Here is a 21,853-nt window from a genome sequence, read left to right as displayed (position 1 = left end):
TCAGCTGTCGCCGCCCTCCTCGATCAGCCGCCGCACCTCGCGGTCGATCAGCCCCAGCCGGGCCTCCGCGACCAGCGGCACCGCCCGGCGCTGCCGGCGCGCCTCGGTGAGATCGATGTCCACGGTGACCAGCGCGGGCTCCCACTTGGGCGCCTGCGCCACCACCGCGCCCCGCGGGTCCACCACCCGCGAGCCGCCCCAGAACGCCGCACCGTGCTCATTGCCGACCCGGTTGACGAACACCACCCAGCACTGGAGCATCTTCGCCGTATAGGCCAGCAGCGTGTCCCAGTACAGCCCGGTGTCCATCGCCTCCGGATCCAGGGTCGCCGCACTGTTGGTCGGCACGAACAGCACCTCGGCCCCGTCCTGCACCGCCAGCCACGGCAGTACGGGCTGCCAGGCGTCGTTGCACACCAGCGTCGCCCCCCGCCCGCCGCTCTTCGACTTCGTCAGCTCGTACGCGCGCAGCGACTGCCCCGGGCTGACGTGCTTGCGCTCCTCCCACGCCAGGTAATTCGGGAGATAGAGCTTCCGGTGCGCATGCACCAGCGCCCCGTCCGCATAATGCGCCGAGGTGTTGTACGCCCGCAGGCTGGTGTGCTCGTGGAAGCCGACCAGCACATCCGGCCCCAGCGTGCTGAGCTCCCGCAGCCGCGGATCGCCCACATCGAGGGACTCGTCCCGCTTGAGCGCCCCCAAGTGGTAGCCGTGCAGGCTGAGTTCGGGGAACACTACGAGGTCGGCCCCTTGGGCCGCCGCCTGCTCGATCTGCTCCCGTGCGATCCGGAGGTTCTCCGGCACATCCCCCAGCGCACAGTCCGTCTGCGCCAGCGCGATGAGCATGCCCACTCCCCCTCGATCAATTACCCTTAATGGCTTTTATAACCTTTCTCCGATTTTGCCAGAAAAAACATCCGCTGACCGGAGCGAACCCACCCTCACGGATGGGTCCGGCACGACCGACAGCCGCACACGGCGGTTCGGAGGGGCCGATCACCGCCAGCGGTTCCGCACGCCGTTGCCCGAGAAGATCGGTATGTCGTCAACGATCTACGCCGGCGCCTCGTCGCCCGTGGCCTGCGTCAGGTTCCTGGCGCACTGCCGCATCTGCGGCTGCACCTGCGACGAGGACAGGACATCGATGTCCTGAACCCCGATGCCGGTGACACCGACCAGCGACTGCACACTCCCCTTGGCGGGGATACCGACACAGAAGCAGTTCAGGCCGCCCTGGAGGATCCCCGGCTGCGTGCGGCGCTCGCCGTGCGTCGTGGAGTTGCCGTACACGCTCTTCGAACCGTTGCCGTCGACGGTGCGGGAGCCGTCCTGGTCACCGATCGCCAGGGCATGGGGAGCAGCCGCGGCCGAAACTCCGACGGACGACGTCGCAATCGCCCCGGCACCCGTCATCTCCTTCATCGCGCGCAACCCTCCAGGAGAAGGAATTCCCGGCACGGGTTCCCTGTTCCAACAACACGCCATAAAGGCGCGAGTTCCACCCCCTCACCCGAACCGATGGTGCTGCATCTCCCGAAAAGGAGCCCGCTATTTCCCCGGCCCCGACCAGCACCTTCACCGAAGCACGAATAACGCCACACAACAGGGCCTGATAAACCCGCACAACGGCATCTCAGACCACTTTCTCACTTCCGGCCACCATGCCAATGCCCCGGCAACCCCATCAATCTCACGATGGCGTTGACATGCGCCCCTCCATACGCCATCCATAACGATCCGGCCGCGCCGATCCGCGGTCACGAGCGCATAACAATTCCACGCACCAGTACGGCCGGAATAACGCAAAATCGGGTTGCCCAGAGAAGGAACTCTGCGCAACCCGTGAATGGCGCCTCCGGTCAGCGGCTGTGCCTGCCGTTTTTGCACTTGCCGTTCGCGGAGAGGATCTGAAGGTCGTCGATGATGCGCGACAGCAGCAAGCCACCCCTAGCCTGGGTGGAATTCTCGGCGCACTGCCGATTCTACTGATTCTACGGCGAGGACAGGACGTCGAGGTCCTCAATCCCGAAGTCGGTGACGCCGACCAGCGACTGCGCGCTCAGCTTCGCGGGCAGCCCGTGCAGGACTTGTTGAGCGAGCTTTGAATGAGACCGATCTGCGGGCTCATGTATCCCATTTCTTTGTGCTCGCCGCCTGGAATCCCGCATGGAACAACGCGGCTGCGATTCGCCATCCGGACCATAGCGCCGACCGCCCGGTTACGGCCGGCACACACGTTGTTGGTCCGGCGGCTGAGGCGTCTCACAGCCGCGTCGATTTCACCGGGCGAACACACAGGAAAGTGAGATTCCGCGTCGCCGGATGCGTTACTTGACCGGCAGACCGCCGAGCAGCGAACCCTTCTTGGTGGCCCCCGTGGCGCCACCGAGAATCCTCTTCGGGCCGTACTTGACGGTTTCCGCCGTATTCTTGACGGTTTCGACCAGCGGCGTGATCTGGTGACTTTCCAGGTGCTTGTTGTGCATCGCGTCGGCCACTCCGCCCTTGTGGCTCGTGTGCGACGAGCCGGGATTGGCAGCGAAAGCGGGGACAACCGCGCCCAGCGCCATGACAGAACCGGCCACAACCGCGGCAGACTTCGCGTACTTCACTTTCAACTGTCCCTTCTGGGGCGGTGCTTGTTGAGATCGCGACATCAGCGCCGCGTGAGCAATCACTTCGCTGCTCGGAACACCGCTTTTCCCCCTGACTAACGAGTGCCGCCCCCCGGAGAAACTATGTATTTCCGCCTTCTTGGCGGCGCCACTCGAAAGCTGCCGGCCGTTCCGATACGCCCCCGACGGAACGAATGCCACCGGCCCCGACACGCAGCGAGGGCGAGCCGGGGCCGGTCAACACGACACGGCTCGATTTCCGTCGAGTCAGCGGTTGATGCACTTGTTGCCGAATGCCGGGTTGAGCACCCCGATGATGTTGACGGTGTTGCCGCAGATGTTGATCGGAATGTGGATCGGCATCTGGAAGACGTTTCCCGAGAGCACCCCCGGGGATCCCTTGGCGGCACCCTTGGCACCCGCGTCGGCGAACGCCGGCGCAGCGGCGCCCACTGCGATGAGCGTGCCGGCAGTGACTGCTGCAACCTTTGCGTACTTCACTTTGTGCCCTTCCTGCAGCGGGTCCGTAGCACACACGACCGTCGTGTCGCACGGGCGCGGATCTGCTCGCCCGTAACTCCGCTGTCGATATTGGTAACGATTTCTCCTCGTCAGCGAAACTCTTGTGGAGAAGTTTTCGGAGGAATCGCCCGAATGTCGCAAGGCCATTCCAGGAAACCCCCGCACATACGATGCGGAAAAAACACCGCAATTCGAACAGGCGAGGCGGCTACCGAATATTGATTCCCGCAGATAGGGAGTGGAGAATTCCGTCCCCATTGCTCGTCACGCGATTCCGCAGGCTCAGGGCCGCGCGGAGAGCGGGCCGCAGAGATCCGGGCCGGCGACCGATGGCCGACTCAGCGGTAGTGCACGCCGTTGCCCGAGAAGATCGGGATGTCGTCCGCGATGCGCGACAGCGCCTCGCCACCCATGGCCTGCGTCGAGTTCCTGGTGCACTGCGGGATCTGCGGCGAGGACAGCACGTTGACGTCGTCCCGAACCGTGACCGGGACGAACCCCGCCGGCGAACCGCTGTCGGCCTTGCCAAGGAAACCGATGCAGGGCTTGTTCAACGAGCCCTGGATCAGCTCCCGCTGCGGGCTCACCCTGCCGTGCCTCGTGGAGTTGCCGAATACGCTCTTGGCACCGATCCCGTTGAGGGTCGAAGTGCCGTGGTGATCACCGATCGCCAACGCCTGGGGGGCGACCGTCGCCGAGATACCGACCAGGGGTGCGGCTACCGCCGTCGTGGCCAGAACCTTCTTGATCACGTTTCCCCCTTCTCGAATCGGAGTGCCCGAATCCACAGCGCACTGGCTCAACTCCCCTTCACGGGTGTGGTTTCGGCGATTCACCCGGTTGCCACGCAGCCATGGACAGATATCACCGCACCCGGGCGTCAGCGCTGCGTGATCTTCGCCAGGCCGCACCGAACGCCGATACGGGAAGCCCACTGGCCCGGGACACGGGAAGGCCCGCCCCAGGAGGGGGGCGGGCCTCCACCGCTCGGCGGGGATTACTCGTTGATGCAGAGGTTGCCGAACGCCGGGTTGAGCACCCCGACGAAGGGGTTGACGGTGTTGCCGCAGACGTTGATCGGCATGTCGATCGGCACCTGGATGAGGTTGCCGGAGAGCACGCCGGGCGAGCCCACGGCCTTGCCCACGGCGAGGGCGCCCTTGTGGTGGTGGTGACGGTGGTGGCCGCCGGCGCTGGCCACACCGGCCCCACCGACGACGGCGATGCCCGCGGCGGCGGACAGGGCGACGGCCTTGGAGACAAACTTCACGATGAACCTCATTCACTGAGCAGAATTCAGGATTCTGTACGCGCCGCCTGGAGCGACAAGCAGTTCAACGCAACAAACCGGTCAAAAGTAGCGCGACCAATCGGGTGATAATGGACGAAAGTGTCGTATGGGACAGCAGTGACGCCCATACGACGCGCACTCAACCGCTTCCGATGCCCGCCGTCCGCGCCATCGTCGCACGTCGGCCGTCACTCACCGTCGATTGTCAGTGGCGTCGTGTGCAATGGCGCCATGAAGGTATCCCACGCGCAGGTGCTGGCCTGGCGGTTGCGGCAGCAGAGTCTGACGCCGCGCACCGCCGCCCCGGCCGAGGAACTGGTGGCGCGGCTGGCCGGTGTCCAGGCGCAGGTCGCCTCGGCCGCCGAACTTGCCGTGACGACACGGCAGACGGCCCCGGACGCCGCCGTGCGGCGGGCCCTGTCCGCGCGCACCGTGATAAGGACCTGGGCGATGCGCGGCACCCTGCATCTGCTGCCGGCCGGCGGGTCGGCCGGGTACCTCTCGCTGCTGGGGGCCGCACGGACATGGGAAAAGCCGTCCTGGCAGCGGGCCTTCGGTGTGGACCCGCAGCAGATGGCGGTGCTCGGCGAGGCCGTCGACGACCTCCTGGACGGCCGGCCGCTGACCCGTCAGGAGCTGACCGCGGCCCTGTTGGAGCGCCCGGGGCTGGAAGGGCTGGGCGAGCAGCTCTCCTCGGGCTGGGGCACCGTCCTCAAACCGCTCGCCTGGACCGGACGGCTGTGCCAGGGGCCGCCCCGGGGGCAGAACGTGACCTTCACCGCTCCGCGATCCTGGGTGCCCGGATGGCGCGGCCTGCCGGACCCCGAGGAAGCCGCCGCGGCGGTGATTCCGGCCTATCTGGCGGCGCACGGCCCGGCGACGCCCGCCGCGTTCGATGCCTGGCTGCTGCGCGGGGCGACCCGTAAGGCCGTGCTCCGCGGCTGGTTCGCGGCGCTCGGCGACCGGCTGACGGAGGTTCAGGTCGATGGCCAGGAGGGCGCCTTCGTACGGGCCGAGGACGCCGACGCGCTGGCGCGGACCGAGCCGTCGCACGAGGTGCGGCTGCTGGCGGGCTTCGACCAGTACGTCCTCGGGCCCGGCAGCAGCGACACCCGGCTGATCGCGCCCGCCCGGCGCAAGGAGGTGAGCCGGGCCGGGGGCTGGATCTCACCGGTGGTGGTGCACGAGGGCCGGGTGGCCGGGGTGTGGGAGTTCACCGAGGGGGCGGTGGCGGTGACGCTCTTCGCGGAGCACGGCGGCATACCCCGGGCGGCCCTGGAGGCGGAGGCCGCGCATCTGTCCCGCTGCACAGGGCGCGAGCGTGTGCTGGAGGTGCGTACGGGATAGCCCGCCCGATGGGGACAGCTCCATGGGGTGGCGGGCGGGCCCCAGGGAGCTGTCCCCGGGCGGGCTGTCCGCGCCGCGGTAGGTCGGACAGGGGGAGCCATATCCGCAGGGCGGAGGCATCCTCGCGAGCGGCGCTGCCCGGGGCTCTGCCCTACGGCGCTGCCGGGCCGCCGGGCCGCCGCCGCGGATTGTGGCGGGGGGTGCCGGGAGAGACACCGTCGCCGACGCCACCGGAGCCTCGGCAGGGGCGGCCTCGGCGGCATTGTCAGACCCTGGTGCAAGACTCGGAGGCATGAGATGGGCGGTGGCGGAGACGGGCGACGGGGGTGTTCGTCTCTGCCCGCTCACTCAGGACGGACGGCCCGCGGGTCCCGTGGTGTGCGAGCCCTCGCTCACCGAGGCGGTGCGGTCGCGCCCCGAGGTCGCGCGCTGGGTGTGGCGGTCCACGGCCGAGATCTACCGGCGCCTGCTGGCCGCCGGGGTGCGGGTCGAGCGCTGCTACGACGTCGAGGCCGCGGAGGCGCTGCTGATCGGCCACGAGGAGGGCCAGTCGGGCCAGCCGCGTTCGCTGGCCGCCGCCTGGGCGCGGCTGCACGGCCTGCCCGTCCCGCAGGACGCCCCCGCGCGCGCCGCCGAGACCCAGCCGTCCCTGTTCGAGCCGGGCCCGGTGCCGCTGCCGCCCGGCACGGACGAGTTCACCGCGCTGCTGGAGGTCTATGCCGGCCAGGTGGCGCGTACGGCGAAGGCCGAGCATCCGGAGCGGATGCGCCTGCTGCTGGCGTCCGAGTCGGCGGGCATGCTGGTCGCCGCGGAGATGGCACGGACCGGAGTGCCCTGGCGGGCGGATGTGCACCGGGAGGTGCTGGACGAGCTGCTGGGCGAGCGCTATCCGGGCGGGCTGGAGCCGCGTCGTATGGCGGAGCTGGCCGACGAGGTGTCGCGGGCCTTCGGGGAGGGCATACGGGTCCGCCCCGACCTGCCCCACGACATCATCAGGGCCTTCGCCCGTGCCGGCATCGCCCTGACCTCGACGCGCAAATGGGAGCTCCAGCAGATCGACCACCCCGCGGTGGCGCCGTTGCTCGCGTACAAGTCCCTCTACCGCCTGTACACCGCCCATGGCTGGTCCTGGCTCCAGCAGTGGGTGCACGAGGGCCGCTTCCGCGCCGAGTATCTGCCCGGCAGCACGGTCTCCGGCCGCTGGACCACCAACGGCGGGGGCGCCCTCCAGATCCCCAAGGTGATCCGGCAGGCCGTGCGCGCCGACCCGGGCTGGCGTCTGGTGGTCGCCGACGCCGACCAGATGGAGCCGCGGGTGCTGGCCGCCGTCTCCCGCGACCGGGGTCTGATGGAGGTGGCCGGCAGCGGCAGGGACCTGTACGCGGATCTGGCCGCGCGCGCTTTCGGCGGCGACCGCGACCAGGCCAAACTCGCGCTGCTGGGCGCCATTTACGGCCAGACCTCGGGCGATGCCCTCAAGCACATGGCCGATCTGCGCCGCCGCTATCCGGCCGCGGTGGCGTATGTGGACGACGCCGCCCGCGCCGGCGAGGAGGGCCGCCTGGTGCGTACGTGGATGGGCCGCACCTGCCCGCCCGCGTCCATGACCACGCCCGACGAAGCAGGCCTGCCCCAGGAGGACGAAGCGCCCACCGGATACGGCAGCAGCTCGGCGGCCCGCGCCCGCGGCCGTTTCACCCGTAACTTCGTCGTGCAGGGCAGCGCCGCCGACTGGGCACTCCTGATGCTGGCCGCACTGCGTCAGTCCATGGCGCGGGCCCGGCTCCGCGCCGAACTGGTCTTCTTCCAGCATGACGAGGTGATCGTGCACTGTCCGGCGGAGGAGGCCGGGACGGTGTCCGAGGCGATCGCGACGGCGGCGGACTCGGCGGGACGGATCGCCTTCGGGCCGACGCCGGTGCGGTTCCCTTTCACGACGGCAGTGGTGGAGTGCTACGCGGAGGCGAAGTGAGCCGGCAATCCGGGTGCGCGGACGCGCCGGGGCGCGGGGGCGGGGGCGCGGGCGCCGTAGCGCCGTAGCGCCGGGTGACGCTGCGGCACTGCGGCACTGCGGCACTGCGGCACTGCGGCACTCTGCCAATGGGGCGGCCTCACTTGTCTGTTGCCTGCCGCTGTCGGTCGGCACTCCCGCAGAAATCGGATGTGCCGCTACCGGGCCGCCCCCCGACCTGACGGGCAGGGGTTTTGCCGTTCTTCCACCGGGCTGTCAGTGCCGCGGTGCAGAGTGGGGTGGGTGCGTACGCGCTCTGCGTACGCCTGTCGTGACCAGAGGAGAACGCCCCTATGGCCGTGCCGCCCGAAATACGGGTCCATCCTGAACTCGTACCGTTCCTGGAGAAGTTGCCCCCGTATTCCGATCCGTACGAGGACATCGCGGCCACCCGCGAGAGGTTCCACGCGCTGCTGAAGATGCGTGCGGCCGATCGCTCGGGCGTGCGCAGCAAGCGCTATGACGTTCCGCGGCCGGACGGCAGCGCGCTGACCGTCGAGGTCTACTGGCCGGAGGACACCGGTGACGCCTCCTCCGCGGCGCCGTTGCCTGCCGTACTGCACTTCCACGGTGGCGGCTATGCCATCGGCCGTTCGCTGCCCGGGCAGGACCGCACCGCGCTCGAACTCTGCCGCAGCCTGCGCGCCGTCACCATCGCCGTGGAATACCGTCTCGCGCCCGAGCACCGCTATCCGGCCGGTGTGGAGGACTGCTATCTCGCCCTGGAATGGACGGCGGCGCAGGCGGTCGAACTGGGCGTCGACCCCGAACGGATCGCCGTCACCGGCAAGTCGGCGGGCGGCGGGCTGAGCGCGGCGGTCGCCCTGATGGCACGCGACCGCGGCGGCCCGGCGATCACCTACCAGTCGATGTGCATCCCGGACCTGGACGACCGCGTCGCCGACGGGCCCATCCCGGCGGACACAGCCGACACCTCCCCGAACCCCATGGTGAACACCTGGCGTTCGGTCCGCGCGGCGTGGCGCCACTACCTCCCGGAGGGTTATCCGCCGGAGGGAACGACACCGGATCCCTACTCCTCCCCGGCCCGCGCCTCCGACCTCTCTGGCCTGCCGCCCGCCTACATCCAGGTCTGCGACCTCGATCCCCTGCGTGACGCGGGCCTGGCATACGCGCGGCGCCTGATGGACGCCGGTGTGCCGGTCACCGTCCGCAATGTGCCCGGCGCCTGGCACGGCTTCGAGCTGTACGCACCCGAAACCCGTGTGGCGAAGGAGTCGACGGCCCACTGGACGGGGCACCTGCGGGCGGCACTGTATCCGGGGACGGTGGCTTAGGGGCCTGGGCCGAGGGCTCAGGGTGGGGGTGTGGGGTGGGGGCGTGCGGGGAGGGCCCAAGCCGCGGCGGCGGGCCGGGGCCGGGGTAGCGAGCCGTGGGTGACGACGCCGGGTACCGGTCGGGGCGACGGGCCCAAGGCAGCGCTGGGGCTCGGGGGTTCGCCCTGGCGAGGTTCCCTTCCCAGCGCCTCCGGATTTTCCGCCGCTCCAGTTTTCGCTACGCCTGCCCCGCTTGCGCTTCCTACATATTTTTTCCCCTCCGCCCACCCCCCTTCGGGGGGTGGGCGGGTGTGGAGCGTACGCGGAGCCGAGCGTCGACGAGCATTGCCGAGCGATACGCCGCGATACGCCGCGATACGCCGCGATACGCCGCGGAGCGGAGGGGAGCGGGACCGAACGATGCGGTTCGGCGCCAGTCCGATTCGTTCGGCGGCGGCGCGTTGCCTTACGGCAGCACGATGCGATACCGAGGCGGCTCAATGCCCTACGCCGCGGGTGCGTTCCCGTAGGTCGCGGGTGCGTCCCGTACAGCGCAGGTGCGTTGCCGTACAGCGCGGCTGCGTTGCCACACGGCACCGGAGCGGCGCGGCACCGGTGCCGTGTGGCAACGTTTCGGCACAGCACCATTTCGGCACGGCACCGGTACGACGCGCTGGAGTGCAGTGGCCATGGCGCAAGGGCCGGCGCGCCGAAACCGCTGCACCGAGGCCACCGCACAGAACCGCGCACAGAACCGCCGCACAGGACCCTCCGTGCAGAACTCGCCGCGCAGAGACTGGACTGGCCACACAGAACCAGTGCGCCGAGCCGGCATGGAGCAGCTCCTGCCCGTGCCGTGCGGCCTCTCAGCCGTCCGAACGCCCCTCCCTCGCCCCCTCAACCGTTGATATCAAGCCACGCGTGATCCGGGTCATGGTCGCCACCAGGATCTCGCGTGGTTGTTCCGGGCGGTCCAGCCACCACAGGGCGAGCCCGTAGAGCGAGCTGCGGATGGCCTCGCCGAGGGGTTCCAGCTCGGCCTCGGGGACGCCGGGGACGAACTCGCGCAGCAGGGCCATGTCCGTTTCGCGCTGCCTGCGCTGGAGTTCGCGGTGGAAGTCTTGTACCTCCGCGTCGCCCGTGGTGTCGCGGAACATCATCCGCCAGGTGTACGGGTGGGACTGCACATACCCGAACCAGGCGTCGTACATCGCCTCCATGCGCCGACCCAAGTCGCCCTCGCCGTGCAGAAGTTCACGGATGGGAGCGGCGGCCAGCTCGTCTCGGTGCCGTTCCAGCAGGGCGAGGTGGAGCTCCTGCTTGGAGTCGAAGTGGCGGTAGAGCATCGGCTTGCTCAGACCGGCTTCGGCGGCGATCTCCCCGATGGTCGTGCCCGCGAAGCCGCGCTCCGCGAACAGCCGGGCGGCCACGTCCTCGATGCGCGTCCTGGCCTCGGCCCGGGCGGCGCGGTTCCGGTCGATCTCGCTCATGCGACGTCCTCGTGCGGTGTCGGTGCGGGTGATGGGATCTGGCTCATTTCGGCCGCGGAATTCCGCTCGCAATTGTCTCTGCGATGAAGCATACTCAGTCGTGTACCAAATGGTATACGCATCAGTAACTTCATGGAGCAGGCGACGGGGGTCACCATGATCGTTTCCGTGCACATCGCCGACATCGGCGTCCGCTCCGTGCGGACCGTCCTCAGCCAGTGCCCACGCCACGGAGCGACCCCCGGCCTGCGCTACGCCGAGACCACGCTCACCGGCGCCATCGCCTCCGGCCTGCCCAAGCTGCACCCCGGCCGGGCCGCCCTGATCGCCTCATGGGAGGACGACGTCGCCCTGGACCGCTTCCTCGCCGAAGACCCGCTGGCCCGCCGGATGTCCGGCGGCTGGCATGTGCGGCTGCGGCCGGTCCGGATCTCGGGCGCGTGGAGTCCGATGCCGGTCGAGACGGACCCGGGCACCGCGATGGCGGACGAGGACGGTCCGGTCGCCGTCCTCACCCTGGGAAAGCTGCGGCTGCGACGCGCGGTCCCCTTCCTGCGCGCCAATTCCTCCGCCTCCAGCCGGGCCGCGGCCGATCCCGCACTGCTCGCGTCCACCGCTCTGGCCAGACCGCCGCGCTTCGTCGGTACGTTCTCCATATGGCAGAGCGTCTCCGCGATGAGCCGCTACGCGTACGGCTCCGCGCAGCCTCAGCACAAGGCGGCGGTCCAGGAGCACCGGGCGGCACCGTTCCATCACGAAGCCGCGTTTCTCCGCTGCCACCCCTACGGCGCCCAGGGCACGCTGGACGGCGCCGAGCCGATAACCACGGCTGCCGCAGCCCCGCCCCGTCCTAAACTCGCCGGGTAGGGGGCTGACAGCAGACGGACGGCCGACATCCGATCCGCGAAGGGACCAGCGTTGACCGACACCGAAGGGGCAGTCGACGCCCCGGTCGCGACCGCCGCGCCGGTCACGAAGCCGAGCCCCAAGGGCCGCCGCAGGCGGATCAGCGACCGGGTGCCGGCCGAGGACCAGGTGACCATCGAGGACCTGGCCCAGGAGCTCGGCGTCAGCCAGATGACGGTGCACCGCGATCTGGACACCCCGGAGCATCAGGGCAGGCTGCTCCAGGCCATCAACGAGCCGGCGCCGCCGACCGACTTCGATCTCGTCATCTCCGATGAACTCCTTCCCCAGGAGGAGCAGGACGCGCTTCAATCCCTGGGAGTGCGATACGAGTTGGCAGCAGAGGGGAGCCGGCGGGGATGAGCGTTGACCGTGGGGAGACGGACAAGCTGAGCGCGGCCGACCCGCACGGCCCGCACGGCCTACGCGGGCAGACCGGACAGCACGAACAGGCCGGGCAGCACGAACAGGCCGACCAGACGGGGCAGCACGGCCAGACCGGCGGGTGCGACGCGGAGAACGGCACCGCCCCCGGAAGCGATTCCGTCCCGTCCGTCGGCACCGCCCCCGGCAGCGATGACGTCCGGGCCGCCGGCGCCGTCAAGGACAGCGGTACCCCTGTCACCGGTGCCGTCGGCAGCCGCGACCTGGAGCGCATCAATCCACCCCACCTCGCGCCACCGACCGGATTCAGCCACGCCGTCCGTGCCACCGCCCCCGGCACCCTGGTCTTCCTGGCCGGGCAGACCGCCCTCGACGGTGCGGGCCGAATCGTCGGGAACGGCATCGTCGAGCAGTTCGAGCGGGCTCTGACCAACCTCCTGGAGGTCGCAGCCGCCTCCGGCGCCGGTCCGTCCGACCTGGCCAAGCTCACCGTCTTCGCCGTCGATATCGCCGACTACCGCCTGCACGCCCGGGAGATCGGACGGGTGTGGAAACGCCTGGTGGGCAGCGATTTCCCGGCCATGGCCGTCATCGGCGCCACCCGCCTGTGGGACGAAACAGCCCTGGTCGAAATCGAGGGTATCGCCGTCATCCGGCACTGACCCTGTCGTCCACCACTGACCCCGTCGTCCGGCAGCGTTCAACGACCCGACACTGACCGCGCATCCGCTGTAGCCGCAAGCCCCCGGCGCCAAGGAGCCGGAGCACTCACGCTGCCCTCCCGGCCCCAGCTCCCCCGCCCACTACCCGTACACCAACCCTCTCCCCGTACCTCTACTCACTCCCCGTACGTCCACTCCCCCCGTACGCCCGCCGACTTCCCGTGCGTCCGCCGACTTCCCGTACGTCCGCTCACTCCCGTACGTACGCTCACTCCCCGTACGTCCGCTCACTCCCCGTACGTCGCCACCAGCGCCTCGGCGTCCGCCGGCGACAGCGTGATCCCGAACTCCGAGTCCAGCAGCCCCGGGATCTCCTCAGGTGCGACCTCCCGCACCTCCCGCGACCAGTCCGGCCGGGTCCGGACGAATTCCCGCGCGACGAGCGTGCGGCGCACATCGGCCAGCGGCAGCTGCACCACGACCTTGCCGGTGAACGGCGACCGCGAATGGGTCGATATGTAGTGGTTGAAGACGCTGTAGTCGACCGGGAAGCGCCGCTCGGCCCCGAAGGCGTACAGGTCGAACCAGCCGTCATCGTGCAGCGAGCGCAGCACCCACGCCTCGGCCTCCTTCTCGTACGCCAGGCCAAAGGTCCAGTCGCCCTGCTGCGCCTCGACACCGTCCCGCAACGGGATCGGTGCGAGCAGCGCCTCACCGCCGAAGCCGACGTCGGTGATCCAGTCCGTACCGTCCAGGTCGACCCTCAGCAGCGCGTGCGTGACCGGACGCACCTTGCGCTCGCCCATCCGGATACGCGCGCCGAGCCCGGTGACGCGGAAGCCCAGGCGCTCCAGGGCGGCGGCGTAGAGGAGGTTCTGCTCGTAGCAGTAGCCGCCGCGCCGCTGCCGGACCATCTTCGCCTGCAACGCCTCCAGGTCGAGCAGGATCGGGCGGCCGAGCACGATCTCGATGTTCTCGAAGCCGATCGACGCGCTGTGCCCGGCATGCAGCTTCCGCAGCGTCTCCAGGGTCGGCCGGCGGTCGCCCTCGTAGCCGATGCGCGCCAGATACGCGTCCAGATCGAGCTGGTCGCCGCCCCAGTGGGATTCGGTCATGGTGCTGTGCCCCCCTCGTCGTGGCGTGCTCCTGTCGGCGCCAGGAGGGAGCTTAGGAGACGCCGCATTCGGGAGGCGATCGACTCCTCGACCGGCGACCGGGGCCGACCGGGCGTACCACCGGGCGAGTTCGGCTCACGACCGGGCGAGCCCGGGCTTACGACCTACAGCGACGGGCCCTACATCCAACGCCCCACCCGCAACAGGCACCAACATCGCCCACCACGGGCACCAACATCCAGACGCCCACCCCCTCCCCTCTTCCCCGGTCATCCCCCGTCCGGAACCACGGCCGCCACCCCGGCCGGCTCCCCGGCCGGGTCCCCGGCCGGGTCCCCCGCCCCTCACCCCAGCCCGCGCGCCGCCTCCCGCGGATCCTTCCTGAACGCCCACGCCATCTTCGGCTCCACCGCGAACCGGAAGATCCGCTGCACCGGCGGCGTGCACAGCAGCGTGACCACCGTGCCCGCGAACAGGGTCAGCAGCACCTCGCCCCAAGCGGTGTGCAGCCATGCCTGGTGGTACCAGCCCCAGAAACGCGACCCCTTGGCGAGGAACCCGTGCAGGAGGTAGCCGTAGAGGGTGCCCGCGCCCAGCGCCGTACACCACATCGTGCGGCCCGGCACCCAGGCGAAGAAGCAGGCCACCAGCACCAGCGAGCAGCCGAACATCGCCAGCGTCATCACCACACCGCTCCACCACGGGGCGCCCAATTCCTGTGCACTGTCGCAGTGGTAGAACCAGTCGGCGTTCATCCGGGGTGCGGCCCAGTACGCGACGAGCAGCGCGACGCCGAGGACCGGTACGGCCGCGATCCGCGCCCACCGACCGCGTACGAGCGCGAAGTGCTCCGGCCGCAGGTTCAGCCCCAGCACGAAGAACGGCAGGAATTGCAGCACCCGTTGGAGGTTGAGATCGTCGCCGATCTCCGGCGTGACGGACGCCATCATGGCGATGATCAGGGCCAGCAGCAGCGGCCGGCGCACGATCTTCCACAGCGGTGCGGTCAGCCGCCAGATGAACAGCGCCACCAGGAACCAGGTCAAATACCAGGGGTCCAGGAGGTTGATGGGGTAGCTGGGGTCGTTGCCCGCCCAGCGTTTGAAGAAGGTATAGGCGATCTCGAAGATGAGGTAGGGGACCGCGACACCGGTGATCAGCCGCTGCAACCGGTCCCTGCGCATATCGAAACTGCGCGAGAAATAACCTGAGATAATGATGAACGCCGGCATGTGGAACGCGTAGACGGCGATATAGAGCGCCGCCGCCGTCCGACTCCCGGAGCCCAGCGGCTCCCAGGCGTGCCCCATAGCAACCAGCACGATGGCCAAATATTTAGCGTTGTCGAAAAACGCGTCGCGGGTTTTCCCCTGAGCACCACCGGCCGCCGCCCGCCCGGTGTCCGTACGGGCTTTCTCTGTACGGCCGTTGACCGTACCGGCTTGGCCCTTACGAACGATGACTGCGCCGGCCCGGCCCTTACGGTCTTGGCCCTCACAGCCCTGGTTCTTACGCTCGTGATCCTCGCGGTCGTGGCCCTCACGGTCTTGGTCCGTAAGGGCGCCGTACGGCTGGCCGCCTCCCGTCTCCCCGCCATCTCGACTTTCGCCCCCCGTCAGCGATTTGGCGTCCGCGTCATCCTCCCCCGCAGTTACCGCCGAGGAGAGCGTGGCCGTCGAAACACCTGTGCTGTCCGCCGTGCCTTCCGAGTCCAGCGCGTCGTCCGGCAACTGCCGTGGCGCCGGAAGCGGCACCCGCCGCTCGCCGGGCGCCGGAAAATCGTTCGTCAAGAGCCCTCCTCGTACGCACCCAGAGGACGAGCCGGACACGGACACGGACCTGTCCCCAAAAGGGGACCCCAAAGCCAAATCCTGCGTCTTAGTTCTTTTACGGGGGATGACGTGGTGCCGAACATCCCAGGCACCTTAGCCTCGCCACCGGAATCCCGTAAATCCCGCCCTGCCATGCCCGCCCACCATGCCCCGCCCTACGCGACTCCTCCACTCAACACGGGAAAAATGCTGCAAAATATGGGTGGATGGAAAGGCGACACGTACACCGAACACACGCTCGTAAATCCCCGACGCGCACCTGCCGATCCCGAACGCGCCTGCACTGCACCGGACTTCACCATCGGACGCGCCGAAGTCCCGACTCATGTACGCACCGTGCGCACCCCACGCGCCCCACACACCGTGCGCACCCTGCGCGCCCTACGCCCGTACGCGCCGCGCACCCCCGCGAAGATCAACCGATTCCGGCGACAAGCGCCATGACGGACAGCAGCAGCGCCCCGGCACCGCCCACCATCCCGGCAATCCGGGCGCTCCGCTGCTCGGTCAAGCCGCCCAAATGGGTCCAGGCGGCAAGCAGAAAGGCGATTCCGCCGGCCACGAACCACGGTCCCCACAGATACGTGTACCAGCGGCTCATCCCCCGCAATTCCGGCGCGAGTTCGATGGCGTGCGCCTCTACGAGCAACCCCTGCCCGACGAACAACGCCCCGTGCCAGACCAAGAGCACCCCCGCGCCCCACGCCAGCAACTGGAGCAGGCGGCTCATCCCACGCCCCCATGCGCGCCGGCGAACCAGCGCCAACCCCACGAGCCCGCCGACGACTTTGAGAATGCCGGTGAGCCACAACACGACGAGGAAATCGGGGTCCCGCTCCTCCGCCAGGTGGACCAGCGACGGCGAAACCATGGATTCCGCCCCGAGCAGTCCGCCCAGCGCCCAGTAGAAGCTCGGTATGGCGAAGACAAAGCCCCATACGGCGGCGGCATACCCCGGCCAGGCGACCGAATAGTGGCTCTCGGCGGCATTCGCACTCTTCATGGCCGCGATTCTGCCCGCCGGTTCACCGACGGACCGCCGATTTACCGAACACGTGCCAATCGAAGCGAACCGAACAGGTCGGATGTCGGATCAGGCCAGGTCAGGTAAGCCCCCGGCCTGAACCCGGCCGATAGCGCCCGTCCTAGTCGATAACCCCTTCCACTCCCCGACCCTGTACCGACCGCGCACTCGCCTTCGCCCCGACGTCCCACGCATAGATCTCCAGCCGCCGCCCGTGCGGCCCGCGCAGCCGGTGCACGGCTCTGGCCCACTGCGAACTGACCTCGGCCATACGGGGATTGATCTGATCGGCGAACCGCGCGTAACGCCGCAGTTTGCTCACCGGCGGTGCCCCCAGGATCCCCGTACGTACTTTGGGCATCAGCCGGTGCACCCGCTTCACGCAGCGTACGCAGAAACTCTGCACCACCAGGCGATGGCGGATGTGCGCACGATCCAGCCACCCCAGTTCCCGCAGTTCGCGCAGCGCCTGCGCCTCGATTCCCGGGTATTCCTCGGGCACCTTGAGTTCCAGCAGCAGGCCCTGCCCGTTACGGTCCAGCCTGCGCAGATAGTCGGCGAGCGTCGGCACCCGCTCCCCCGCGAACTGCTTTCCGAACCAGCTCCCGGCGTCCAGCCGCGCGATCTCGGACGCGGTGAAATCCCCCACCCGCCACGGCGCCCGCCCCGGAAACACCTTCGCGGCATTGGTGGTCCGATTGAGCGTGGTGTCATGTATCACCACCAGCCGGCCGTCCTTGGTCCGCTGCACATCGTTCTCGACCCATACGAGCCCGCGGCGGTGCGCCGCATCGACGGCGGCGAGGGTGTTCTCCGGCGCGTAACGGGACGCGCCACGGTGCGCGATCACAAAAGGCGCCTGATGGCCGGCCCTGATACCCACGAGCGTCCCGCCCCTGGTGGCCAGTTCGGGATGCCCCTCGGGGCCGGACGCCAGCGCCACCGACGCCATGGCCGCCGTCACCAGGAACGCGACTCCGCCGGCCGCGATCCGCATCGATCTCCGCAGCATGCGGGGGCCTCCAGGTCGCTCGGCGCAGACGGTGCCATCTGCGTCAGGTACGCCCCCTAGGGCCCCTCCGCTCTCCACGAAGGCGGATACGCCCTGCCTCCCGACTCTGCCCCCGTCCCCGCATCCCCGCCACGGGAACGCTCCCCCTCCGCTCCGTCCCCAGCACCCCGGCCCACCGCCTTTCCGCAGGCCGGCCCCCACCTCGGCCATCCAGGACCCATCCGGCCATTCGTGCGAATCCTCCCCGCACCCGTCCCGCCCCGCCCCTCGGCACCAGACCCAGAATTTCGCGTCCCCGCCCCGCCCCCTTGCCCACCCGTCCCTATCGTTTGCGTGCATGGCCAACCGAATAGATCAAGCCTGCGGACCGGAGCCCCCTGAGCCGCCGGCGGCAACGGCAAGCAGACCCGCATGGCCGCAGCCGCCGAGGAAGAGGGCGTGATCATGCCCAGGCTCCGCTTCAGGGACGTCGTCCCGCACGGTGCCCTCTACGGGGCGGCGGCCACCCTGATACCCGCGGTCGCCTCGGTGACCGCCGGGCCTACACATGGCATGAACACCGCACCACGTTCCTCGGCACCCTCACCATCGTGAGCCTCGGCGTCTCGGTCCTCCTCTGGGCGGTCGGCGGCTTCTGCTGGGCCTGCTCCTCCGGCGACATCCGCCGCCTGCGCGACTTCCGCACGGCCCGTGGCCGCTCCGGAGGCGTCCTCGCCTGGGGCGCCGCCTACGTCCGCGCCGACGCCTTCACCCTCACCACCGGCGCCCTCACCTGGCTCCTCACCGTGCCCATCAACGCGAGCCAGGGCAGCGGATGGCTTTACGGTCGGCACTGAGGCCCGGCAGCGCGCAAGCGCAAAACCCCCTGCGCCCGTACCCGCACCGGTGATCGCCCGACCCACCGGCACTCCCCCAACGCCCCCCAACGCCGCCACGCGGTCGGCGAATTGCTCCCGACGCCCCTGACCGGCCCGGCCGCCCCCTACCGGCCTGCCTCGGGTACGCCGCCGTCCGAACGGCGGCGCACCCGCCCCAACCAAGAAAAAACCCAGGTCAGAAATTCCTGACCTGGGTCTTCGCAAGAGCCGCCTTCGGGATTCGAACCCGAGACCTACGCATTACGAGTGCGTTGCTCTGGCCAACTGAGCTAAGGCGGCGTGGTGCGCGGCCCAGTCTACACAGGAGCGGGGGGTGCTTTGTAATCGGTTCGGGGGCTGGTCAGGGGCGTGTGGGATGGGTCACGTGCAGCGCTTGTTCTTGGCGGGTGGGGTGCCTTCGAGGAGGTAGGTGTTGATGGCGGTGTCGATGCAGTCGCTGCCGCGGCCGTAGGCGGTGTGGCCGTCGCCCACGTACGTGAGGAGGGTGGCGCTGGAGAGCTGGGCGGCGAGGCCCTTGGCCCAGGTGTACGGGGTGGCCGGGTCGCGGGTGGTGCCGACGACGACGATCGGGTCGGCGCCCTTGGCCTGGATGCGGTGGGTCGCGCCGGTGTACTTGACCGGCCAGTACGCGCAGTTCAGGGCGGACCAGGCGAAGTTGTCGCCGAAGACCGGGGATGCCTTGCGGAAGGCGGGCAGGGCGGCGCGGACCTGGTCGGGGCCGGTGAAGGCGGGGGCGAGGTCGAGGCAGTTGACGGCGGGGTTGGCGAACATCTGGTTGGCGTAGTGACCGTCGGCGTCGCGCTCGTAGTAGCTGTCCGAGAGGGCGAGCAGTCCGCGGCCGTTGCCGGCCTCGGCCTGGGCGAGGTATTCGCGCAGTTCGGCCCAGGCGCCCTGGTCGTACATGGCGGCGATGACGCCGGTCGTGGCGAGGGACTCGGTGAGCTTGCGGTCCTGGCCGGTGTCCACCGGGTGCGCGTCCAGCTTCTTGAAGAAGGCGGAGAGCCGCTTGCCGGCGTCTTCGGGGCTCGTGGTGCCGAGCGGGCAGTTCTTCTTCTTGATGCAGTCCGCGGCGAAGGCCAGGAAGGCGGTGTTGAAGCCGGCGGTCTGGTCGAGGTTGATGGTGCGCGAGTTCAGTGACGGGTTCATGGCGCCGTCGAGGACCATGCGGCCGGAGTGGGAGGGGAAGAGGCCCGCGTAGGTCGCGCCGAGGAAGGTGCCGTAGGAGGCGCCGACGTATGTCAGCTTCTTGTCGCCCAGGACGGCGCGCAGGACGTCCATGTCGCGGGCCGCCTCGATGGTGGAGACGTGCGGCAGCAGCTTGCCGGAGTGGGTCTCGCAGCCCTTGGCGAAGTCGCGGTAGGCGGTGACCAGCTGATTGACCTCGGCGGGGGTGTCGGGGGTCGTATCGGTCTGGGTGTAGCGGTCCATCTGCTGGTTGGTGAGGCATTCGACGGGCTCGCTGCGGGCCACGCCGCGCGGGTCCATCGCCACCATGTCGTAGCGCGCGCGGACGGCGGCCGGCTGGGGCGCGTACTGCTCCAGGTACTTGATCGCGGAGCCGCCGGGGCCGCCGGGGTTGACCATCAGGGAGCCGAGCCGCGCCCCCGGGCCGGCGGCCTGCTTACGGGCCACGGCGAGCTTCAGGTCGGTGGCCGCGCTGGGCTTGGCGTAGTCCAGGGGGGCCTTCATCGTCGCGCACTGGAAGCCCGCCACCCCGCAGTCGTGCCAGCTCAGCTTCTGGTCGTAGTACGGGCGGAGGTTGGCCGGGACAGCGGTGGGGAGCGGCGCGAGGAGCGAGCCGTTGGGCGCCTGGCGATCGGTGCCGGCCTCTTTCGTATGCCCCGGGGCCGCCGCGCCACCGGGCGACGAACTCCCGGAGGAGCAGCCGGAGATCAGCAGGGCGAGGGCCGTGGCGGCAGCGGCGGCTGCGGCGGCGGGGGTGCGGAGCAGGCGGCTCGGCTGCATGGGCGGTCCCTGGGGGTGGTTGGCCGGTGTTCCTGGGGCGGGGCGGGCATCCTTCAATCGCGGGTTGCTTTACGGAGCGTATCGACACGGGGACGGTGAGTGTGCACTCCTGGGGAGGATGGGGGACGTGATTCAGCCTTCGCGCAGCGCGGCCGTCATCGCCTCGACCGCGAGCAAGGGGGCGACGTTGCGGTCCAGGGCCTCCCGGCAGGCGATGACCGCTTCTATGCGGCGCAGGGTGCGCTCCGGCGTGGACGTCGTGGCGATGCGCTGGATGCTGTCGCGCACCTCGTCGTTGGCGAGCGGGACCGCGGCGCCCATCTGGAGGGCCAGGACGTCGCGGTAGAAGCCGGTGAGGTCGACGAGGGCCAGGTCGAGGCTGTCCCGCTGGGTGCGGGTGGAGCGGCGCTTCTGCCGGTCCTGGAGCTCCTTCATGGCGCCGGCGGTGCCGCGGGGCAGCCGGCCGCCGGTGCCCGCGGCGGCGCCGAGGGCGGCGCGCAGCTCCTCGGTCTCCTTGGCGTCGACCTCCTCGGCGACCTGCTTGGCGTCCTCGCCCGCCGCGTCGATCAGCTCCTGGGCGGCCTTGAGGCAGCCGCCGATGTCGTCGATCCGGAGCGGGAGCTTCAGGACGGCCGCCCGGCGGGCCCGGGCGCGCTCGTCGGTGGCGAGCCGGCGGGCCCGGTCGATGTGCCCCTGGGTGGCGCGGGCGGCCCGGTCGGCGGTCTCCGGATCGATGCCGTCGCGCCGCACGAGGACGTCGGCGACCGCGCCGACCGGGGGCGTACGGAGGGTGAGGTGGCGGCAGCGGGAGCGGATCGTGGGGAGCACGTCCTCGATGGAGGGCGCGCACAGGAGCCAGACCGTACGCGGAGCGGGCTCCTCCACCGCCTTGAGGAGGACATTGCCGGCGCCTTCGGTGAGGCGGTCGGCGTCCTCCAGGACGATCACCTGCCAGCGCCCGCCGGCCGGGGAGAGCGAGGCCCTACGGACCAGGTCGCGGGTCTCCTTGACGCCGATGGACAGCAGGTCCGTACGGACGATCTCGACGTCGGCGTGGGTGCCGACGAGGGTGGTGTGGCAGCCGTCGCAGAAGCCGCAGCCGGGGGTGGGACCGGAGGGGCCGAATCCGGCGCCGTCCGGGCTGACGCACTGGAGGGCCGCCGCGAAGGCGCGCGCTGCGGTGTCCCGGCCGGCGCCGGGCGGGCCCGTGAACAGCCAGGCGTGGGTCATCTGGGAGGCGCCGCTCCGCTCCGCCGGCGGCTGCCCGCCGGCCGCCCGCGCCGCGCTCTCGGCGGCCACTATGGCGTCCGCGTCGCGCGCAGCCGCGGCGAGCTGCGCCGTCACCCGGTCCTGGCCGACCACGTCGTCCCATACCGCCATCGCTGCCGCCGTCCTGTCCGTTCTGCGTGCCTTGCCGGCGCGGTCGCACGTCCGGGCGCGAACGCCGGACGCCTCACCCGCGCAGATCCCATTGTGGTCCAACCCACTGACAACCGAATCCCGGCAGCGGTCGGCGCCGCCG

Annotated in this window: 22 protein-coding genes and 1 tRNA gene; 8 read left to right on the top strand and 15 right to left on the bottom strand. The window is 69.9% G+C overall.

From position 1 onward, the window contains the following. From IEZ17_RS20615 to IEZ17_RS20590, 7 genes are all read right to left on the bottom strand, one after another. Window positions 1-846 carry a nitrilase-related carbon-nitrogen hydrolase gene (locus IEZ17_RS20615; RefSeq protein WP_189302220.1) on the bottom strand — a complete coding sequence of 282 codons (846 nt, stop codon included), beginning with the start codon at window positions 844-846 and terminating at the stop codon, window positions 1-3. A gap of 207 nt (window positions 847-1,053) precedes the next feature. Beyond that, window positions 1,054-1,422 (bottom strand): rodlin, encoded by a 369-nt coding sequence (locus tag IEZ17_RS20610; RefSeq protein WP_189302218.1) that lies wholly within the window; start codon window positions 1,420-1,422, stop codon window positions 1,054-1,056. A 437-nt stretch (window positions 1,423-1,859) separates the two neighbouring features. Beyond that, window positions 1,860-1,940, bottom strand: coding sequence for a hypothetical protein (locus IEZ17_RS45690; protein ID WP_506005251.1), 81 nt, complete (start codon window positions 1,938-1,940; stop codon window positions 1,860-1,862). Window positions 1,941-2,327: 387 nt separating this feature from the next. Continuing rightward, a complete protein-coding gene (locus tag IEZ17_RS20605; protein ID WP_189302216.1) occupies window positions 2,328-2,612 on the bottom strand; it encodes a hypothetical protein in 285 nt (94 codons plus the stop codon). A gap of 270 nt (window positions 2,613-2,882) precedes the next feature. Continuing rightward, window positions 2,883-3,116 carry a chaplin gene (locus IEZ17_RS20600; RefSeq protein ID WP_189302215.1) on the bottom strand — a complete coding sequence of 78 codons (234 nt, stop codon included), beginning with the start codon at window positions 3,114-3,116 and terminating at the stop codon, window positions 2,883-2,885. A gap of 359 nt (window positions 3,117-3,475) precedes the next feature. Then, window positions 3,476-3,889, bottom strand: a complete 414-nt coding sequence (locus IEZ17_RS20595) for a rodlin (protein WP_189302213.1) — start codon at window positions 3,887-3,889, stop codon at window positions 3,476-3,478. 245 nt (window positions 3,890-4,134) lie between these two features. Further along, a complete protein-coding gene (locus tag IEZ17_RS20590) occupies window positions 4,135-4,407 on the bottom strand; it encodes a chaplin (protein ID WP_229852444.1) in 273 nt (90 codons plus the stop codon). 252 nt (window positions 4,408-4,659) lie between these two features. On the opposite strand from IEZ17_RS20590, the gene IEZ17_RS20585 reads away from it, so the two are divergent. From IEZ17_RS20585 to IEZ17_RS20575, 3 genes are all read left to right on the top strand, one after another. Next, complete coding sequence (locus IEZ17_RS20585; protein ID WP_189302210.1) at window positions 4,660-5,775, top strand: winged helix DNA-binding domain-containing protein; 1,116 nt, start codon at window positions 4,660-4,662, stop codon at window positions 5,773-5,775. A gap of 292 nt (window positions 5,776-6,067) precedes the next feature. Beyond that, window positions 6,068-7,747, top strand: a complete 1,680-nt coding sequence (locus IEZ17_RS20580) for a bifunctional 3'-5' exonuclease/DNA polymerase (RefSeq protein WP_189302208.1) — start codon at window positions 6,068-6,070, stop codon at window positions 7,745-7,747. A 332-nt stretch (window positions 7,748-8,079) separates the two neighbouring features. Next, window positions 8,080-9,084 carry an alpha/beta hydrolase gene (locus IEZ17_RS20575; RefSeq protein ID WP_189302206.1) on the top strand — a complete coding sequence of 335 codons (1,005 nt, stop codon included), beginning with the start codon at window positions 8,080-8,082 and terminating at the stop codon, window positions 9,082-9,084. A gap of 845 nt (window positions 9,085-9,929) precedes the next feature. On the opposite strand, the gene IEZ17_RS20570 is transcribed toward IEZ17_RS20575, so the two are convergent. Beyond that, on the bottom strand, window positions 9,930-10,553 hold the full coding sequence (locus tag IEZ17_RS20570; RefSeq protein WP_189302204.1) for a TetR/AcrR family transcriptional regulator: 624 nt from the start codon (window positions 10,551-10,553) through the stop codon (window positions 9,930-9,932). A 132-nt stretch (window positions 10,554-10,685) separates the two neighbouring features. On the opposite strand from IEZ17_RS20570, the gene IEZ17_RS20565 reads away from it, so the two are divergent. From IEZ17_RS20565 to IEZ17_RS20555, 3 genes are all read left to right on the top strand, one after another. Next, window positions 10,686-11,420 carry a spheroidene monooxygenase gene (locus IEZ17_RS20565; RefSeq protein ID WP_229852442.1) on the top strand — a complete coding sequence of 245 codons (735 nt, stop codon included), beginning with the start codon at window positions 10,686-10,688 and terminating at the stop codon, window positions 11,418-11,420. Window positions 11,421-11,471: 51 nt separating this feature from the next. Next, entirely contained in the window at window positions 11,472-11,822 is a 351-nt protein-coding gene (locus tag IEZ17_RS20560; RefSeq protein WP_189302202.1) for a DeoR family transcriptional regulator, read from the top strand. 284 nt (window positions 11,823-12,106) lie between these two features. Beyond that, window positions 12,107-12,505 (top strand): RidA family protein, encoded by a 399-nt coding sequence (locus IEZ17_RS20555; protein WP_189302349.1) that lies wholly within the window; start codon window positions 12,107-12,109, stop codon window positions 12,503-12,505. Between the two features lie 287 nt (window positions 12,506-12,792). Here the strand turns inward: IEZ17_RS20555 and IEZ17_RS20550 are convergent, their stop codons facing one another. From IEZ17_RS20550 to IEZ17_RS20535, 4 genes are all read right to left on the bottom strand, one after another. Beyond that, a complete protein-coding gene (locus IEZ17_RS20550) occupies window positions 12,793-13,620 on the bottom strand; it encodes an arylamine N-acetyltransferase family protein (RefSeq protein WP_189302200.1) in 828 nt (275 codons plus the stop codon). 344 nt (window positions 13,621-13,964) lie between these two features. Next, window positions 13,965-15,080 (bottom strand): acyltransferase family protein, encoded by a 1,116-nt coding sequence (locus tag IEZ17_RS20545; protein ID WP_189302347.1) that lies wholly within the window; start codon window positions 15,078-15,080, stop codon window positions 13,965-13,967. A 787-nt stretch (window positions 15,081-15,867) separates the two neighbouring features. Further along, window positions 15,868-16,455: a DUF3995 domain-containing protein gene (locus tag IEZ17_RS20540; RefSeq protein ID WP_189302198.1), complete on the bottom strand. Its 588-nt coding sequence runs from the start codon at window positions 16,453-16,455 to the stop codon at window positions 15,868-15,870. Window positions 16,456-16,597: 142 nt separating this feature from the next. After that, window positions 16,598-17,473 carry a glycerophosphodiester phosphodiesterase gene (locus IEZ17_RS20535; protein WP_308427677.1) on the bottom strand — a complete coding sequence of 292 codons (876 nt, stop codon included), beginning with the start codon at window positions 17,471-17,473 and terminating at the stop codon, window positions 16,598-16,600. A 426-nt stretch (window positions 17,474-17,899) separates the two neighbouring features. Here IEZ17_RS20535 and IEZ17_RS20530 point away from each other — a divergent pair, with 426 nt between their 5' ends. Both IEZ17_RS20530 and IEZ17_RS20525 read left to right on the top strand, forming a co-directional pair. Further along, window positions 17,900-18,082, top strand: a complete 183-nt coding sequence (locus tag IEZ17_RS20530) for a DUF6336 family protein (protein ID WP_189302195.1) — start codon at window positions 17,900-17,902, stop codon at window positions 18,080-18,082. Beyond that, window positions 18,079-18,324 carry a DUF6336 family protein gene (locus IEZ17_RS20525; RefSeq protein WP_189302193.1) on the top strand — a complete coding sequence of 82 codons (246 nt, stop codon included), beginning with the start codon at window positions 18,079-18,081 and terminating at the stop codon, window positions 18,322-18,324. Before IEZ17_RS20530 ends, IEZ17_RS20525 begins: the two co-directional genes overlap by 4 nt. 247 nt (window positions 18,325-18,571) lie before the next feature. Here IEZ17_RS20525 and IEZ17_RS20520 read toward each other — a convergent pair. The 3 genes from IEZ17_RS20520 to IEZ17_RS20510 form a co-directional block, all read right to left on the bottom strand. Further along, a tRNA-Thr gene (locus tag IEZ17_RS20520) sits at window positions 18,572-18,645 on the bottom strand. Window positions 18,646-18,726: 81 nt separating this feature from the next. After that, a complete protein-coding gene (locus IEZ17_RS20515) occupies window positions 18,727-20,331 on the bottom strand; it encodes an alpha/beta hydrolase (RefSeq protein ID WP_189302191.1) in 1,605 nt (534 codons plus the stop codon). A gap of 132 nt (window positions 20,332-20,463) precedes the next feature. Continuing rightward, a complete protein-coding gene (locus tag IEZ17_RS20510; RefSeq protein ID WP_189302189.1) occupies window positions 20,464-21,711 on the bottom strand; it encodes a DNA polymerase III subunit delta' in 1,248 nt (415 codons plus the stop codon). Between the last annotated feature and the right edge of the window lie 142 nt (window positions 21,712-21,853).

Source organism: Streptomyces albospinus, from assembly GCF_014648695.1.
In the GTDB taxonomy this organism is placed as follows: Bacteria; Actinomycetota; Actinomycetes; order Streptomycetales; family Streptomycetaceae; genus Streptomyces; species Streptomyces albospinus.
Note: the sequence above shows the minus strand (reverse complement) of the source record. Positions and strands in the feature narration are given on the sequence as shown.